Below are 15,599 nucleotides of genomic sequence, written 5' to 3' on the forward strand. Positions count from 1 at the left end.
TCCAACTATATGAATTTATTAATTATATATTAGTTGTTATATACATTTTTGTAAATTTACGGTTTTCTACATCGTATCAAGAACTTCTTTAAAATTCCCTTCATTAATGGTATACACTTGAAACTGAATATAATCTATCTCATTCGTATCCGGATTAGCAAATGGTAAAATGGTAAACCTAGCTGCCGACCTTCCTAACATATCTACAATCATAAGAGCAACGTCAATATGCTCAAAGTCTACACGGAATGCTACCGCTTCTCCCGTACATTCGTAATCTTTAATCGCATCATATGACTTATTTGCACTAATCAGCATCACTTTTAATAGTTGGTTTAAATTTTCCGGTTTAAAATTAATCATTTATATAGCTCATTTTTCAATAAAACACTACGAAAACAGTATAATCTTATAATTTCATAGCCTCACACATAAATTATATTAAAAATAAAGCTAGTTTTTTATAATTTTTTTGATATAATTACTTACGGGAAACGGGAAGAACTTTATCTTCCCTTGTGTTTTTATTTGCATCTAGTTCTTTTGCTAGATGCTTTTTTTATATCATTTTACATAACTTATATAGTAAGAGGATGATCCCATTGAAAAAATTTGCCGTTAGTTATTTAACATGCTTACTAGTTTTCTCTATTGTTGTGAATGTTTTACAGTATACACTAATTCCAAATTATGCAGATTCATGGGGGCCGATTTGGGTATCCATTATTATGTATGTCATTCTTGGAAGTATTCCTGTTCTTATTGGTTGTTTATTAGGGGAGTTTTGTTATAGAAAAGTAAAAAGAAGTCACGAATTAAAAGTTGGAATTCCTGTATTTATACTGTTAGGTATTTCCTACAATCATTTATTCTTTATGTGGTTTAACAACAGAGATTTTCTATCCTTTAATTTAGAAGCCTTTTTGGACACCGGCCTTCCTATTACTTTATCATCTTTAATGTTTTACCTTATAAGACGGCGGTAATTCTTTATTCACTAAATAAAAAAATGTTATTACTTCTCTTTATTTAAGTAATAACATTTTTATTTATAAACTACTTAACAAATTTGCTTCCAACTAGCATCCTTTATATCTTCACTAGTCGGTTTTCTAACTAATCCAGCACATCGCTTTTCACAAGCACCAAACACAATGAAATTTTTCTGCGCTTGTCTTAACGAAGCTTCATTTGCGCCGCCTTCAAGGTCAGGATCTTTAAACTGAACAGGATCATCTTCCCAAAAACATATTTTACAAATTTCATATGTACCTGGTGGTTCTTCTCCTAATGTTTTATATCCGCAGCATGGACAAGTGTATTTCATTTGACCACTCCATTATCAACTTATTTTTCCTCCCATATATTCCTACTCACAAAAAATGTAACAGCGCAAATCATAGTTAGCCCCATGAGACACATCACTTGAAAAGTACGAGAATCTTCATATACAGTTGGAATTCCTATCGTTAAGAAACAAAAGATAAAAACAATACTAAAGGCTAAAAGAAGATATAATAGTAAGGATATAATATAGCTTAATTTAAATGGTAAAATGATCCATCTAAATAATAACTCTCCAAGAATACATCCACCTAAAATAATAGGTGCTCCAAAATACAATGTAAGGACTCCCATTTGCGAAGTAGCTTGAATTAAATTTCCAAGTATGGTCGAAGTCTCCTCATTAAATCTTTCCATTCTATCATATAACTGAAGTACCATTATTGAAACGAATAAACTTAATACAGAATATGAATACGGTATTAAAAATTTGCTCAACCTCAACTTCATTCACCTCACTTTTTTGCTTCACATATATTATTAATTATTTTCTTCCATTTTTACATAGAAAAATAACCCGTCTTCCGCGAAAGACGAGCCATTCAATTAACGCTCACTTATTCTCTTCTTATACCAATCTTGCATTCTCTCCGCATCTTCTACTCTTATATGCTCTAATTTATAACTCGATGATGCACTAGAAAACTTGTACGTACATAAATGTGCTCGGCGCTGGAAATATGATTGTGTCTTCTCAATTGATTGAACGTGTCTTCTTCTTACAAGCCCTGTATATTTCCCGACACTACGATACACAATTGTAATTTGCTCTCCGTTGACGCTGTAACCATTTGTTTTAAATGTTGCATATCCAAGTATAAAGATGAGGATAGCGAGCGGTAATAAAGCCCACATAATGACGTACTTTTCAAAGTATATACTTATTCCCGTAATCGGAATTGCCAGCATGGCGAAGAGTAGAAAACTATCTATTAAATAACGACGCAATGCCGCTTTTGGTAATGATGTAATGTTTGTATTCAGTTCATATGGTAATTGTAAATGCGCAAGTAAATCTTGCACACGATCTTTTCGAATAATCGGATGCAGCGTAACCTTTTCCTCTTTTCCCTCACTTTGAATTACTTCTACTTGCACAGCACAGTAACCGAACGGTTGGCGTAAAATACCTTCTCTTATTGTAATCCCTTGAATGCGGTGTAACTTTAGTACAAGTTCTTTCCTTTCAAGCAAACCTTGAGAAATACGGACTTCATCATTTCTTCGATTCACCGTGAAATTCCCATGTTTTAACGCGTAACCGATTGTGGATATAATCCAAGAAACGACGAGGAAAATGGCTACCATGTAAATCCAGCCATATATATCATGATCCATTACATACGACTCTACTCTATTTTTTATCCATTTCGGAATGTACTCATCCACTTGGTTATAAACGAAAAGTATTAAAGAGAATAGTAATCCAAATTGGCCCGATGTAACAGATGCTAACAAAATTTCTTTCCAAGTTAATTTGTATTCTGTCGCTTGTTTTTCCTCTGTAATGATTTCTTTTTCTACTACTTCTTCTGATGTTTCTTCTGTTTCTGCTGTTTTTACTGCCTTAGCTGGCTCATTTAACATCGTAATGAGCTCTGTCGCCTCTTCTATCGTAATACCAGCTAAACTAACTTCCGGATCATTTCCTCCGCCAGCTGTTTCGATTTTAATTTTCTTTAAACCGAGTATTTGATATAAAACGCTCGAACTTGTATTAATCGTTTGAACACGTTCTTTATTTAAGTAACTCTCTTTTTTCACAAAGAGGCCTTGCTTAATGTGCAATACGTTATTTTCGACCCAGTATACTGTGTAATACCATTTTTCAATCACTGAAAAAATCGTAATTAAGGCGAATCCAGCGGGAACTAAATACCAAAATGGGAACTTTCCGTTTAAACTAAACATGAAAATAATTAATGGTAAAAAGTCTGTTACTTTTAATTCTAATAACATCGTGATGGGATGCTGCCTCTTATACATCCTCATCACTCACCTTCGCTAATTCTGCGATTTTCGTTTTTAGCATCTCTGCTTCATACATCGTTAAGCCTGGGATGCTATGAGAAGTTGCCGCCGTTGAAATATGCAGTTCTGCTAATCCGTATTGTCTCATAATTGGCCCTTGCTCAATCGTTACGTGCTGTACACGAATCATCGGAACTAATACACGTTTTACAACGAAAAGACCGTGTTGAATTTCAAGCTCTTCTTCATTTAATTGATAGCTATAATAACGCTGACGCAATTTCGGAAACGTAAAGTAATCAAACGGCGTATACACGATTGTTAATCCGATGAGCACATAGAAAATCCAAGCCCACCAATTAAACTTAATCATAAGGAAAAGATATGCCAAAATGACTATAATACTAATTCCTAGCTCAATTAAGGAACGCGTTTTCCACACCTTGACCATGTCAGGGTGAATTTCATTTTTCAATGGCTGCATGTAACCACTCCAAATCTAGTAATCTAATATATGAATTCTCTCAAGTTACATTTTACATAATTTCACAGAAAATGAGAATGCTATTATTTCCCTTCTTCCTTGTCTTTTTTCTCAGGAATAAAATATCCGAACCAAAGTAGCCAAATGAAACCAATTAACGAAAACCAACCTTTATCACCTTGAAAAGCATCAATCATACTTGGGATTTTATAAACCCCAATAAATCCAAGAAAACCGAGCCACCAATTTTTTTGCATTCTCATCTCTATTCCTCCTTCATTACATTTTTCACATTTTGAATCCAAATTTCTTTATACTTTAAATTGAATCCCATTAACATGTAGTTGTTCATATTATCAATAACGAGCGCTAACGTATGAGCATTCTCTTCTGTTGCATTTTCTGATACAACTCCAAGTTCCACACCTTTTTTCAATAAATCGTGAAATCCATTTAAGAACTCTTCTTGTATTTCAAATAAGCGTTTCTGATACTTTTCATTTCGCGTCGCAGTTACCATAAATTCATTTATAACGCGGAGTATTTCTTGTTCCCCTTCATACTCAGACAACATATGTAAGCCATCTGCAATTAACTTTTCTTCAAATTTTTCTTTCGTATATTGTTCTTTATCGAAGTAATTGGCGAAATGATACCCAGAAAAAATCTCTTCAAATAAAAAGTCTACTAACGCCTCTTTAGATGAAAAATGATAATAAATAGCTGGCTTTGATATGCCAACTTCTTTCGCAATCATTGAAAGACTCATCTTCTCGATTCCATGCTCTGCCATTAGTTTAAATGATGCATCTACAATGCTCTGCGATGTTTGTAAATTTTTTGTCATAACGTACCTCTCTTTTTTACTTATCGGTCGGTAAGTAAATTGTAAAATGAACATGAATGATTTGCAAGTTAATCAGAGTTTTAAAAGGAACTTCTTGATGAGCCTAGAAAATTATAAAGTAAAAACAACATATAACAATAAGGGGGACATTCATATGGGATATGGCGGTGAAGATGGCAAAGATGGTAAGAGCGGTGGTAGCGGATTTATATTACTCATTGTGCCCTTTATCGTATTAATCATAATTGGAGCCAGCTATAGCGGACTTAGTTTCTAAGAAAAGACACAATTCAGTTAGTTATAACAACAAAAAAGAAGGCATCCTAAATTACATATTTAAGGTGCCTTCTTTTTGTAAAGCAAATCAATTCCTATTAATCAACCGCATACGATAACAATTCACCGTCACTTCCCCAAGCCTTTGCAATAATTGATAATTTGCATATGCTCCGACTGGGGCACCGATGATTGGGACGAGCTGGAGCATTTTTGCTAAATCAATATAGTCTCGGTACTCTGTTTGGAACCTTTCCCAGTCCATATGATTTTCTTCTTTTGTATCCCACGTTTCAATTGCTTTCCATATTTCTTTTCTATGATCATCACTAGAAAAAGCAAGTTGGAAAACGTGAAGAATAAAGAGGCGTTCTTCTTTTTTACTCGTATCAAATCCGTACAATGTTGCCGCATCAAATAAAAACTTAATTTTAATGCTGAGGAGTAGCGGAAAATCAGCAAGGCCAAGGAGAATACCACCTGCTCCTGTTCCTGCCCCTTCTGCCGCTGCGACTTTTTTATATTCATCTAATTTTTTACGTACTTCATCGTCTCGTCTTTGCAGTGACCAGTTCGTTTCTTTTAGCTTCGGTTTTATGAAGTTTGATCCAGCACTAATAGTTTGCACCATCATCCGAATCGTTTCTGTTAGTACCTTTTGCACTTTCGCGGGTACTAGCTGTTGCACTTTCACCTGCACTTTTTTAGAGAACCGTGTCATCATAGAAGAATCTTTCATGAATGTAGCTTTCCACTGCTCCAATTCTTTTATAACCTTCTCTTCATATGTAATCATAGGTTCATTCCTTTCAGTTTAAACGCTCAATGCGTTTCGCCCCGTACTGGTAAACGAAACCGATACTAAATAATATGCTTGCGACAAATAAAATGACTGTCATCATGAAATCTTTCGTCGCAAGTGCAAATGTAATTGTAAATACACCGCTACCAATGATGAGAATCGCATTTAATAAAGTAAGAAAATCTTTCTTCTTCTCCTCTACCCCTACTGGATATAAATCAAGCCAAATTTTCATGCGGTGATGTTTCCAAAGAGTTAATAGCTGGTAACCGATTAAGTATAAGAAAACAAGACTTACGATAAAGCGTCCATATAAAAATGGGATAAAGTAAAGAATGACTCCTCCAAGAACGAGTAAGCGCATATATAATCCGAAATAGTTACCCGATCTTAAAAACGTTCTCGTATATAAGTATAAATATGTACGTTTCTCACCGATCATCGAAAGAATGAAATCAAGCCATTTTCGGCGTGATACTCTCTCTTTTAATGCTGGTACATCAACGAACATATTCGCGATGCGGTATAATAGCATCATTTTTTTACCTTCTTCAGAAATTAAATACTCCCAGTTCAGCGGCTTTCCTTTTACTTTTTGATGCATAACAGCAAGGTATAGCACCATTAAAAAGACAATTACGCCGATAAAAATGATTGAAGTACGTTCTATAAGGAAGTACACGAATAAGCCGTTTAAGATAAAACGAACGAACCAATCTGCTTTTTGAACAGTTTGATCTGTTAAAAATGATTTTTCCCACGCTACGAATAAATTCCACGCTTTTACAATGACAAACGCGATTACAATCCATATGTAAGCCGCTCCTGTTTGCTTCATTTGCTGGAAGTATAACGGGGCAAGCGCAGCTGCTACGATTGCGATTATGTATAACTGAATCATAAACGTAAAGAGAAATGCCTTTGTAAAATAAGGCTTTAACTTTTCTTCAACTGGCAGCAAATAAACGAGATCCGCTTCTTTTAATAACGTTTGTATGGATCCGGCTGTTAATACGAGACCAAGTAAGACTGCCATAACGATCGCCGTAGGAAACGAAGGTGTTAACGTTTGTAACCATTGCTGGTAATAATACGCTCCTGCACCGATGATAAATACGAAAATAAATTTCAAATGATCGTTAAATACGTATTTACTATATGTACGAACTTCTTTTAGAAAGTGCCGGAATCGTTCTTTCCATAACGCTGTGCTATTCATAATCTTCTTCCTTTGTTAACGCAATGTAAATATCATCTAACGTTGCACCAGGCATGTTAAATTGTGATTGCAGTTCAGATAACGTTCCGTTCGCTCTTACTTCACCTTGATGCAGAATAATGAACGAATCACAATAGCGCTCTGCTGTCGCTAAAATATGTGTACTCATTAATATGCCTGCACCGCTCTTTTTCATTTGATCCATCATTTGAAGAAGTGATTGAATCGCTAAAGGATCAAGCCCAACGAAAGGTTCGTCCACAATGTAAAGAGATGGTTCAACGAGAAATGCACTCATAATCATTACTTTTTGTTTCATCCCTTTTGAGAAATGAGACGGAAACCATTTCAAACGATTTTTCATGCGAAACTCTTGTAATAGTTGTCCTACGCGTTCTTCATATTGTTTTTCATCTACACCGTACGCCATCGCTGTTAATTTCAAATGTTCTTCTAACGTTAACTCATCATATAATACTGGCGTTTCTGGAATGAAGGAGAAACTAGAACGGTACGCTGTCATATCATCACGTATTGTTTTCCCGTTAATTGTGACAGTTCCTTTTTTCGGTTCCATTAAACCGATGATATGTTTAATTGTCGTACTTTTACCAGCTCCATTTAAACCGATTAAGCCAACAAGTTCGCCTTTATTAACGGAGAACGAAACATTTTGCAGTACAGGTCGTTTCGTATATCCTCCTGTAACATTTTCTACACGCAATAACTCGCTCATACGACACCACTTTCTTCATTTATATTCATTCTCTTTTCTAAGAAATGTATATATTCATCTTACCAAAAATCATCGTGCACTACATAGTATCGATGTTTTCAAAAAAAAATTAAATTTCTTGGCATATATTTTTACGAAAGCGGACATCATAATTAGTGAAGAAGGAACACATTGAAAAAGCAACCACCAATTGATGAGTATAACAACATAGTGAAGTCATCATGAAATGGGGTGTCCATGTTGGACAAAGAAATTTACACATAACCAGATTATTTGTTTCATTTTCGAAACGGGGTGTCTCCGAAAGAGCATATACTGTTTTAAAAAATAAACAATTTCATTTTAAAAAAGATTGCAATATCATTTCACTTGAAAATGGGGTGTCTACGGCAGAAACTTTAGCCGATTTACCATGCATTTCTTAAATAAATGAGGTGTCTGCGAACCGTAAATTATAAAAAATGCTTTTTCAATCCCTCTTCAGAAAACAGGAAGCTGAGTCAGCTTCCTGTTTTTCGTGTTTGTTCTCCTATGTAATTATGGTAAAATACGGCTAAGGCTATTTGAAAGGATGAGATCGATGAATCATACAGCGGACAATTGTATTTTTTGTAAAATCATTGACGGGCAAATCCCTTGCTCAAAAGTATACGAAGATGAACATGTACTTGCATTTTTAGATATTAGTCAAGTAACAAAAGGACATACTCTTGTTATTCCAAAAGTACACAAACAAGACATTTTTGCGTTAACGCCAGAAATCGCATCACATATTTTTGCTGTCGTTCCAAAAATCGCAAATGCAATGAAAGCAGAATTTAATCCAGTTGGCTTTAACCTACTTAACAATAACGGTGAAAAAGCTGGACAAACTGTATTCCACTTCCACCTTCATTTAATTCCACGCTACGGTGAAAACGATGGTTTCGGTGCTGTTTGGAAATCACACCAAAATGAATACACAATGGAAAATTTACAAAACATCGCAAGCACAATTGCAAATAGTGTGAAATAGTGCCACTATAAAAAGACGTAAAACATAACTGTACATAACAAGCTAATTCCTCCGAAAGAAATATATTGCATAGCTTGTTTCTTCATCCAAAATGCCGGAGGATATAACCTTTTCTGTTTTACGAAAAAAAGTAAATGCATAGCATGTACAAGGAAGAAAAGAATTACGATAAAAATAAATTATCGCTAATAACCTCCTTGTCTTAAGCATATGCACACTTTTATACATCATGAATACGAACGAAAAATAAGGAGGTTTCCTTTTATGTCAAAAGCTAAATCCTTTATTACAGGTGTAATTTGCGGCGGAGCAGTTGCTGGACTAGCCGTTCTTTTCTCAACTCCTTCTTCTGGTAAAGATATGCGCGGTAAGCTGAAAGAAAAAGGAACTGATATTAAAAAGACTTTAGCTGATATTACAGCTGATACAAAGTTATTAAAGCGTCAAATCGTTGAAACTGCTTCAGAAGGTAAAGAAGTATTTCAAGAGCTAAAAGATGATATGCACGACACTCTTTCTAACTGGAAACAAGATATTTCTCAAAATAAGCGTCATATTGAACAAGAAATTTTAGACATTCAAAAGTCAATTGAGAAACTACAAGATGCTGTTCCAGAAAAAGCGTAAACATATTCACGCTTAGTTTTTTGCATATAACAAATATTTTTCATACGAATTGACCTTAACACGGCATATCACATAGATATGCCGTGTTTTTATGCATTTACAATATATGTTATCCCTTAACATGTACAGACAACACATGTATTCTCGACTCATAAAACGTTTCCATAGATATGCATGATTTGTATAGAATGTCATTTTTCCGAAAAATTTTCACAATTCTCACAAAAAGACTTTATTAATTTTTATTTTACTGGCATAATAGATAGTAATGAAAAAGAATGTTAAAGTGGGTGAGTAAATGAAAAGTGGAGAAAAAGATTACTCGGTAAAAGAAGCGATGATTTTCAGCCAACGCATTGCTCAATTATCGAAAGCGTTATGGAAATGTGTAGAGAAAGATTGGCAACAGTGGATTAAACCTTACGATTTAAACATTAATGAACATCATATTTTATCAATCGCTTATCATTTAAAAGGGGCTTCTATTTCTGAGATTGCTAAGTTTGGAGTTATGCACGTATCAACGGCGTTTAACTTCTCTAAAAAGCTAGAAGAACGCGGCTATCTTGTATTTTCTAAAAAAGAAGATGATAAACGAAATACGTACATTGAAATTACAGACAAAGGGGAAGAATTACTACTTCGCTTAATGGAGGAGTATGAACCTGAAAATAATTCTGTATTTAATGGGGCACTTGCTCTTCGTAATTTTTACGGTAAGTTCCCAGAAAATATCGAACTTATTGCGATCCTGCGCAATATTTACGGACAAGACTTCATCGATATTTTTGAGAAATCATTAGACAATATTGAGGAGAACTTTACGGAGTCCGATCAAAAATTAGTTAAGAAATAATCTATTTATCCTTTCGCAATCATGCCTAAGAATTCATTCATAAGTGGCACAAATAAGCCTTGTTTTGCTAGCGCTTCCGCAGTTTCGTTTACTTCGAGCTGATGTGGAAGCGCTTTTTCAAATTGATCTAACAGCGCATCGAACAATAGAAGGCCTTCTGCTTTCTCCGTTACGTATTGTTCGTTCAGCTTTTCACAAAGATTTAGTATACGTTCAATATCTTTTTTACGAGCTTTTTTCTTTATGATTAAAGAATAAAATGGACACTTTTCTTCATCAATCATTTTAAATAGTAGGTCTACGTAATATTCAGCTTGTTCTAGTCTTCTTACAACGTCCATTTTCTCCCTCGCTTTCTAACACAAAGTCTTCTATTTCTGAATTTTGTAACACGAACAAAATATCGTATGATACAATATATAAAGTATATGTATTTTAGCCAAAAGGAGGTCTCGCCTCATGACTCTTATAACCGTTGTTTTTGTCGCATTCGCACTTCTTGTTATATTTTACACGAATTTCATGACACATACACTGTGCGAGCGAAAACAAATATCTGCGAGCCGCCAGCCCGGTGTCTTTCGAGTTATTAATGTATGTATTACCATTCTATTAATTTCTAGTTATATAGAAATTATATTTCATGGAAAGTGAGGAAGGAAAGCCCCTTCCTCATTTTTTTCCTCTATAAACAAATTATACCTACAATAACTAATAAAATAAACAGTACAAGTAATAAAATAAGTTTTGAATTCATCCCCCATCCCCTCCTCTTTTCTGTATATGCGACATGCGCCCAATATGGTACCCTTTCAAAATCTGACACTAACTGGTTAAATTTTCTTTATCAATAGGAAAACAAGTCGAAATATGATATATTAAATTTTGTACATATTGCTTATACTATGAAATAAACGACACGCATCTAAACTTTATCTCCAAGCCTCGGTAAGCCCTGTTAAGCGTGCTTTTACATATTAAAAAGCAAAGACATCAGTGAGACTTAATCGGGCTCTTATGAACGAAAATAACCTATCATAAGGCGTTTCTTCATTAGTGCGGGATAAATTAAAAATACATAATAGTAGGAGTGTTTATTGAATGAAGAAAGCTATGCTTGCCTTAGCCGCAACAAGTGTAATCGCATTATCAGCATGTGGAACATCATCATCAGACAAAATTGTTACATCTAAAGCTGGTGACATCACTAAAGAAGAGTTTTACAATCAAATGAAGACACAAGCTGGTAAACAAGTACTAAATAACATGGTTATGGAAAAAGTACTTATTAAAAACTACAAAGTTGACGACAAAGAAGTAGATAAAAAGTACGATGAAATGAAAAAACAATACGGTGATCAATTCGATACACTATTAAAACAACAAGGTATTAAAGAAGAAACTTTAAAAAGCGGTGTTCGTGCTTCATTAGCTCAAGAAAAAGCTGTTGAAAAAACAATCACTGATAAAGAATTAAAAGACAACTACAAGCCTGAAATTAAAGCAAGCCACATTCTTGTAAAAGATGAAGCTACTGCGAAAAAGGTTAAAGACGAGCTTGCACAAGGTAAATCTTTCGAAGATTTAGCGAAACAATACTCTGAAGATACTGGTTCAAAAGAAAAAGGCGGAGACCTTGGCTACTTTACAGCTGGTAAAATGGTTAAAGAATTCGAAGATGCTGCTTATAAGCTGAAGAAAGATGAAATCAGCGAACCTGTAAAATCACAATTCGGTTACCACATCATTAAAGTAACAGACATTAAAGAACAAAAACCATTTGATGAAGTAAAAGGCGACATCAAAAAAGATCTTGTTCAGAAGAAAATGCAAGATGGACAATTTATGAACGATCTTATGATGAAAGAAATCAAATCTGCTGACGTAAAAGTTGACGATAAAGATTTAAAAGATCTTTTCGCAGAACCAAAAGCTGATGCTAAAAAAGACGAAAAGAAATAATGAAAAGCTCGGGCTAAGCCCGAGCTTTTTTTGTACTACCTGTGCGGTAACTAAAATTATATCGGCGATTTTTCGAATATATGATTACAATCCCCTCCTAAAAAACAAAAAACCTCGATTCCACCACACGGAACCAAGGTTTATCTTATTATCATTGATTAAATTAAAAAACTATGTTAAATTAGTACAGAAACACGTTTTCTAAAATACAAAGAACGTATTTATCCTTATCTTAATTGTACACCAAAACATATCTTCAGTCAACCTCTATTTTTCACTTTTAAAGGAGTGCTTACGTATGAACAAAAAATTAGATCAAGAGCAAAAACGATTGGATAGCGTAATAGAAACTATTACGGAGCAAATTGATAAACTTGAAAACGAAACTGGCAGACGCCGAGCAGAAGTAATCAACATCCGTAAACACTTCTGGGATGATGTGAAAGTTAACACTGATACTTTTGACGATTATCTCGAAACAGTTATCAACTTAAGACAACAAGCTCAGTCACTAGCCGTAACACAAATCACCCATAAACATACCTTCAACCGACTTGCCGCACTACGACGTATGCATAAAGCACCTTACTTCGGGCGAATTGATTTCAAAGAAGAAGGAGAAACAGGCGCAGAGCAAATTTATATCGGCGTCGCTACCCTCACCGATGCAAGCGGAGAAAACTTTCTTATATACGATTGGCGCGCACCAATTTCAAGTGTCTACTACGATTATCCACCAGGCCCTGCCGAGTACAGTACACCAGGAGGCGTAATCCGCGGCAATGTAGAAAAGAAATTACAATATATTATTCAAGGCGGCGTTATCGATTCAATGTTCGATACGAGCTTAACGATTGGAGATGAAATTTTACAACAAGCGCTCGGAAAAGGTACAAACAAACATATGCAAAGTATAGTTGCTACTATCCAACGTGAGCAAAATGAAATTATCCGTCACGACGAAGGGCGACTACTTATCGTTCAAGGAGCTGCTGGTAGTGGTAAAACATCGGCTGCCTTACAGCGAATCGCCTACTTACTATATAAATATCGCGAATGGCTAAAAGCTGATCAAATCATTCTCTTCTCCCCTAACTCCATGTTCAATAGCTACGTATCTAACGTATTGCCAGAACTCGGTGAAGAAAATATGCAGCAAGTTACATTCCAAGAGTACTTAAACCACAGATTAAGTAAGTCATTTGACGTTGAAGATCCTTATGAGCAATTAGAATATATGCTAACCGAAACGAATAGCCCTGCCTATAAAACTAGAAATGCGAGCATTCGATTTAAAGCATCAACTCACTTTTTCGAGACCATTCAAACGTACAGACAATCTCTCGAAACGTCCGGTATGTTATTTAAAGGAATGAAATTTAGAGGAAAACCAATTGTCTCTGCTAAACAAATTGCAGAACAATTTTATAATACTGATACCTCCCTCCGCTTCCATAATAGAATTGAAAAATTAACGGAGTGGCTAAATAAACAAATAGATGAAATCGAAAAAACAGAACTGAAAAAACCTTGGGTAGAAGAAGAAATTGAATTACTTAGTAAAGATGAATATCAAAAAGCCTATAAGTATTTACAGAAAAAAGGTGAGTTTGACGAAAACTCCTTTACTGATTATGAGAAAGAAACGAAAGTACTCGGACGTATGATTGTCCGTAAAAAATTGAAGCCGTTGCGTAAAGGTGTTCAAACGCTACGCTTCATCAATTTCACAGGAATATATAAACAACTCTTCACAGGTGCATCATGGGTTACGGGAGAAAAACCGAAAGAATGGGACGATATTTGCTCACTAACGGTGAACATATTAGATGAAGGAAAACTATATTACGAGGATGCTACTCCATTTTTACTTTTAAAAGAATTAATTGAAGGGTTCCAAACAAACAGATCAATTAAACATATACTCGTAGATGAAGCACAAGATTATTCTCCGTTTCAGTTCGAGTTTTTAAAACGTCTCTTCCCTGCCGCAAAAATGACGGTACTCGGAGACTTTAACCAAGCGATATTCGCTCACGCAAGTGAAACAGTTGATTTCCATACACTCACTAGCTTATATGGACCTGATGAAACATACGGTATTAACTTAACTCGTAGCTATCGCTCAACAAAACCGATCATTGAATTTACACGTAATCTGGTACCGGAAGGCAAGAATATTAACGCCTTTGAACGAGGCGGCGAGAAACCTACATTGACTAAGGTTTCTGATTACAGCGAACTGCATGACCATATCACTTCCAAAGTCGCTGAATTACAAAAACAAAAGCACAATACGATCGCAATTATATGTAAATCCGCAGCTGAAAGCGCCGCTGCGTACGAAGCACTCAGCCATATCGAGAATATTAAACTCGTGAAAAGTAACTCAGCCGAGTACGAGCAAGGTATCGTCATCATACCTGCTTACTTAGCGAAGGGTATCGAATTTGACGCTGTCATTATTTACAATGCAAATAATGAAGTATATAGCGATGAGAGCGTTCGTAGATTGTTTTACACTGCTTGTACGCGCGCGATGCATGAATTGCATATGTATAGCGTTGGTGAAATTAGCCCTTTTGTAACCGGGGCTGATTTGGAGAGTTTTGAACTTATTACACCTTGATATGAATCAAGGTGTTTTTTTACAACAAGAGGGTTATTTTTCATAACCCTCTACATACTATCTATTTACGTTTTTGAAATAAAACAATTAAGACTGGTAATATTGTTAAAGCGCAGAATAAAGAAAGCGTTGTATCAATAACAGTTGTAATACCAAATTCACGTAAAACCGGGAAGCCAAATAAAAGTTTATTGTTTGATTGATTTCCACATGAATATCCGATTTAGATGTTTTTAATATCAAATTAAAAATTGTTGTTTTCCACACAAAAATCCGAATACCCTAAATGTTTAACTAACCAGCCCGTTAATTCAATAGCAAAAACAGCCACCAAAATGGCAGCTGTACAGGATTGGCCTTCGTCTTTATTCTTACTACCATTATGTTTACTAATCCGTTTCGAGTGTTGATTCGATTTTAATGAATCTATCTTTATGCTTTTCACCCCAGTCTTTCATGAGTAAAATAATAGGTTCCAAAGTTCTTCCAAACTCAGTTAATGAGTATTCTACTTTTGGAGGAACCTCTTTATAAACCTCACGATGAATCACACCATCCCGTTCCAGTTCTCTTAATTGTAAAGTAAGCATACGTTGAGTAATTCCAGGATATAGCTTTCGAAATTCATTAAATCTCTTTTTCCCGTCAATGAGATGATAAAGAAGAATACCTTTCCATTTACCACCAATCACATCCAATGTTGTCTCCACTGGACATCCTTCCTTGTGAGAAGGATAATCAAATCCAACTTTTCGATTCCTCATGTCTTTCACTCCCATTAGTATATTTTTTGATACTATATATAATTAATGTGCGTACTTTTCATTATAC

At 35.0% G+C, this 15,599-nt stretch carries 20 protein-coding genes; 8 read left to right on the forward strand and 12 right to left on the reverse strand.

The annotated features are described in order from the left end of the window. Nucleotides 1-66: 66 nt before the first annotated feature. Nucleotides 67-363, reverse strand: coding sequence for a protoporphyrinogen oxidase (locus ACTFQM_RS10065; RefSeq protein WP_440034196.1), 297 nt, complete (start codon nt 361-363; stop codon nt 67-69). A gap of 239 nt (nt 364-602) precedes the next feature. Between ACTFQM_RS10065 and ACTFQM_RS10070 the strand changes: the two genes are divergently transcribed. Continuing rightward, complete coding sequence (locus ACTFQM_RS10070) at nt 603-986, forward strand: hypothetical protein (protein WP_025149432.1); 384 nt, start codon at nt 603-605, stop codon at nt 984-986. Between the two features lie 74 nt (nt 987-1,060). Here the strand turns inward: ACTFQM_RS10070 and ACTFQM_RS10075 are convergent, their stop codons facing one another. From ACTFQM_RS10075 to ACTFQM_RS10100, 6 genes are all read right to left on the reverse strand, one after another. After that, complete coding sequence (locus ACTFQM_RS10075) at nt 1,061-1,327, reverse strand: CPCC family cysteine-rich protein (protein WP_440034197.1); 267 nt, start codon at nt 1,325-1,327, stop codon at nt 1,061-1,063. Nucleotides 1,328-1,347: 20 nt separating this feature from the next. Next, a complete protein-coding gene (locus tag ACTFQM_RS10080) occupies nt 1,348-1,782 on the reverse strand; it encodes a hypothetical protein (RefSeq protein ID WP_440034198.1) in 435 nt (144 codons plus the stop codon). 108 nt (nt 1,783-1,890) lie between these two features. Then, a complete protein-coding gene (locus tag ACTFQM_RS10085; protein ID WP_440034199.1) occupies nt 1,891-3,330 on the reverse strand; it encodes a PH domain-containing protein in 1,440 nt (479 codons plus the stop codon). Then, a complete protein-coding gene (locus ACTFQM_RS10090; RefSeq protein ID WP_025149436.1) occupies nt 3,323-3,799 on the reverse strand; it encodes a PH domain-containing protein in 477 nt (158 codons plus the stop codon). The genes ACTFQM_RS10085 and ACTFQM_RS10090 overlap by 8 nt, the downstream gene beginning before the upstream one ends. An 83-nt stretch (nt 3,800-3,882) precedes the next feature. Continuing rightward, complete coding sequence (locus tag ACTFQM_RS10095; protein WP_048369833.1) at nt 3,883-4,062, reverse strand: hypothetical protein; 180 nt, start codon at nt 4,060-4,062, stop codon at nt 3,883-3,885. Nucleotides 4,063-4,064: 2 nt separating this feature from the next. Next, the gene (locus ACTFQM_RS10100) at nt 4,065-4,646 is read right to left on the reverse strand and encodes a TetR/AcrR family transcriptional regulator (RefSeq protein ID WP_440034200.1); all 582 of its coding nucleotides are present in this window, start codon (nt 4,644-4,646) and stop codon (nt 4,065-4,067) included. A gap of 154 nt (nt 4,647-4,800) precedes the next feature. Between ACTFQM_RS10100 and ACTFQM_RS10105 the strand changes: the two genes are divergently transcribed. Next, complete coding sequence (locus ACTFQM_RS10105; protein ID WP_440034201.1) at nt 4,801-4,923, forward strand: YjcZ family sporulation protein; 123 nt, start codon at nt 4,801-4,803, stop codon at nt 4,921-4,923. A gap of 87 nt (nt 4,924-5,010) precedes the next feature. On the opposite strand, the gene ecsC is transcribed toward ACTFQM_RS10105, so the two are convergent. The 3 genes from ecsC to ecsA are packed head-to-tail and all read right to left on the reverse strand — an operon-like array spanning nt 5,011 to nt 7,679. Next, nucleotides 5,011-5,718 (reverse strand): ecs operon protein EcsC, encoded by a 708-nt coding sequence (gene ecsC, locus ACTFQM_RS10110; RefSeq protein ID WP_440034202.1) that lies wholly within the window; start codon nt 5,716-5,718, stop codon nt 5,011-5,013. 13 nt (nt 5,719-5,731) lie between these two features. Further along, on the reverse strand, nt 5,732-6,943 hold the full coding sequence (locus ACTFQM_RS10115) for an ABC transporter permease (RefSeq protein ID WP_440034203.1): 1,212 nt from the start codon (nt 6,941-6,943) through the stop codon (nt 5,732-5,734). Beyond that, nucleotides 6,936-7,679 carry an ABC transporter ATP-binding protein EcsA gene (ecsA, locus tag ACTFQM_RS10120; protein ID WP_440034204.1) on the reverse strand — a complete coding sequence of 248 codons (744 nt, stop codon included), beginning with the start codon at nt 7,677-7,679 and terminating at the stop codon, nt 6,936-6,938. Before ecsA ends, ACTFQM_RS10115 begins: the two co-directional genes overlap by 8 nt. 580 nt (nt 7,680-8,259) lie before the next feature. Here ecsA and ACTFQM_RS10125 point away from each other — a divergent pair. From ACTFQM_RS10125 to ACTFQM_RS10135, 3 genes are all read left to right on the forward strand, one after another. Continuing rightward, nucleotides 8,260-8,694: an HIT family protein gene (locus ACTFQM_RS10125; protein WP_001016832.1), complete on the forward strand. Its 435-nt coding sequence runs from the start codon at nt 8,260-8,262 to the stop codon at nt 8,692-8,694. Nucleotides 8,695-8,958: 264 nt separating this feature from the next. Further along, nucleotides 8,959-9,321, forward strand: a complete 363-nt coding sequence (locus ACTFQM_RS10130; protein ID WP_002170707.1) for a YtxH domain-containing protein — start codon at nt 8,959-8,961, stop codon at nt 9,319-9,321. Between the two features lie 298 nt (nt 9,322-9,619). Continuing rightward, nucleotides 9,620-10,177, forward strand: coding sequence for an HTH-type transcriptional regulator Hpr (locus tag ACTFQM_RS10135; RefSeq protein ID WP_002170706.1), 558 nt, complete (start codon nt 9,620-9,622; stop codon nt 10,175-10,177). A 5-nt stretch (nt 10,178-10,182) separates the two neighbouring features. On the opposite strand, the gene ACTFQM_RS10140 is transcribed toward ACTFQM_RS10135, so the two are convergent. Next, complete coding sequence (locus tag ACTFQM_RS10140; protein ID WP_002170705.1) at nt 10,183-10,518, reverse strand: DUF1878 family protein; 336 nt, start codon at nt 10,516-10,518, stop codon at nt 10,183-10,185. A 118-nt stretch (nt 10,519-10,636) separates the two neighbouring features. Here ACTFQM_RS10140 and ACTFQM_RS10145 point away from each other — a divergent pair, with 118 nt between their 5' ends. The 3 genes from ACTFQM_RS10145 to helD all read left to right on the forward strand — a co-directional run bounded on the left by ACTFQM_RS10145 (nt 10,637) and on the right by helD (nt 14,768). Beyond that, nucleotides 10,637-10,831 (forward strand): hypothetical protein, encoded by a 195-nt coding sequence (locus tag ACTFQM_RS10145; RefSeq protein ID WP_000172692.1) that lies wholly within the window; start codon nt 10,637-10,639, stop codon nt 10,829-10,831. Nucleotides 10,832-11,278: 447 nt separating this feature from the next. Next, a complete protein-coding gene (prsA, locus tag ACTFQM_RS10150; protein WP_440034205.1) occupies nt 11,279-12,139 on the forward strand; it encodes a peptidylprolyl isomerase PrsA in 861 nt (286 codons plus the stop codon). Between the two features lie 298 nt (nt 12,140-12,437). Continuing rightward, nucleotides 12,438-14,768, forward strand: a complete 2,331-nt coding sequence (gene helD, locus ACTFQM_RS10155; RefSeq protein WP_440034206.1) for an RNA polymerase recycling motor HelD — start codon at nt 12,438-12,440, stop codon at nt 14,766-14,768. Between the two features lie 389 nt (nt 14,769-15,157). On the opposite strand, the gene ACTFQM_RS10160 is transcribed toward helD, so the two are convergent. Further along, on the reverse strand, nt 15,158-15,532 hold the full coding sequence (locus ACTFQM_RS10160) for a winged helix-turn-helix transcriptional regulator (RefSeq protein ID WP_440034207.1): 375 nt from the start codon (nt 15,530-15,532) through the stop codon (nt 15,158-15,160). Nucleotides 15,533-15,599: the final 67 nt, after the last annotated feature.

Source organism: Bacillus cereus group sp. MYBK30-2 (assembly GCF_051915945.1).
In the GTDB taxonomy this organism is placed as follows: domain Bacteria; phylum Bacillota; class Bacilli; order Bacillales; family Bacillaceae_G; genus Bacillus_A; species Bacillus_A paramycoides.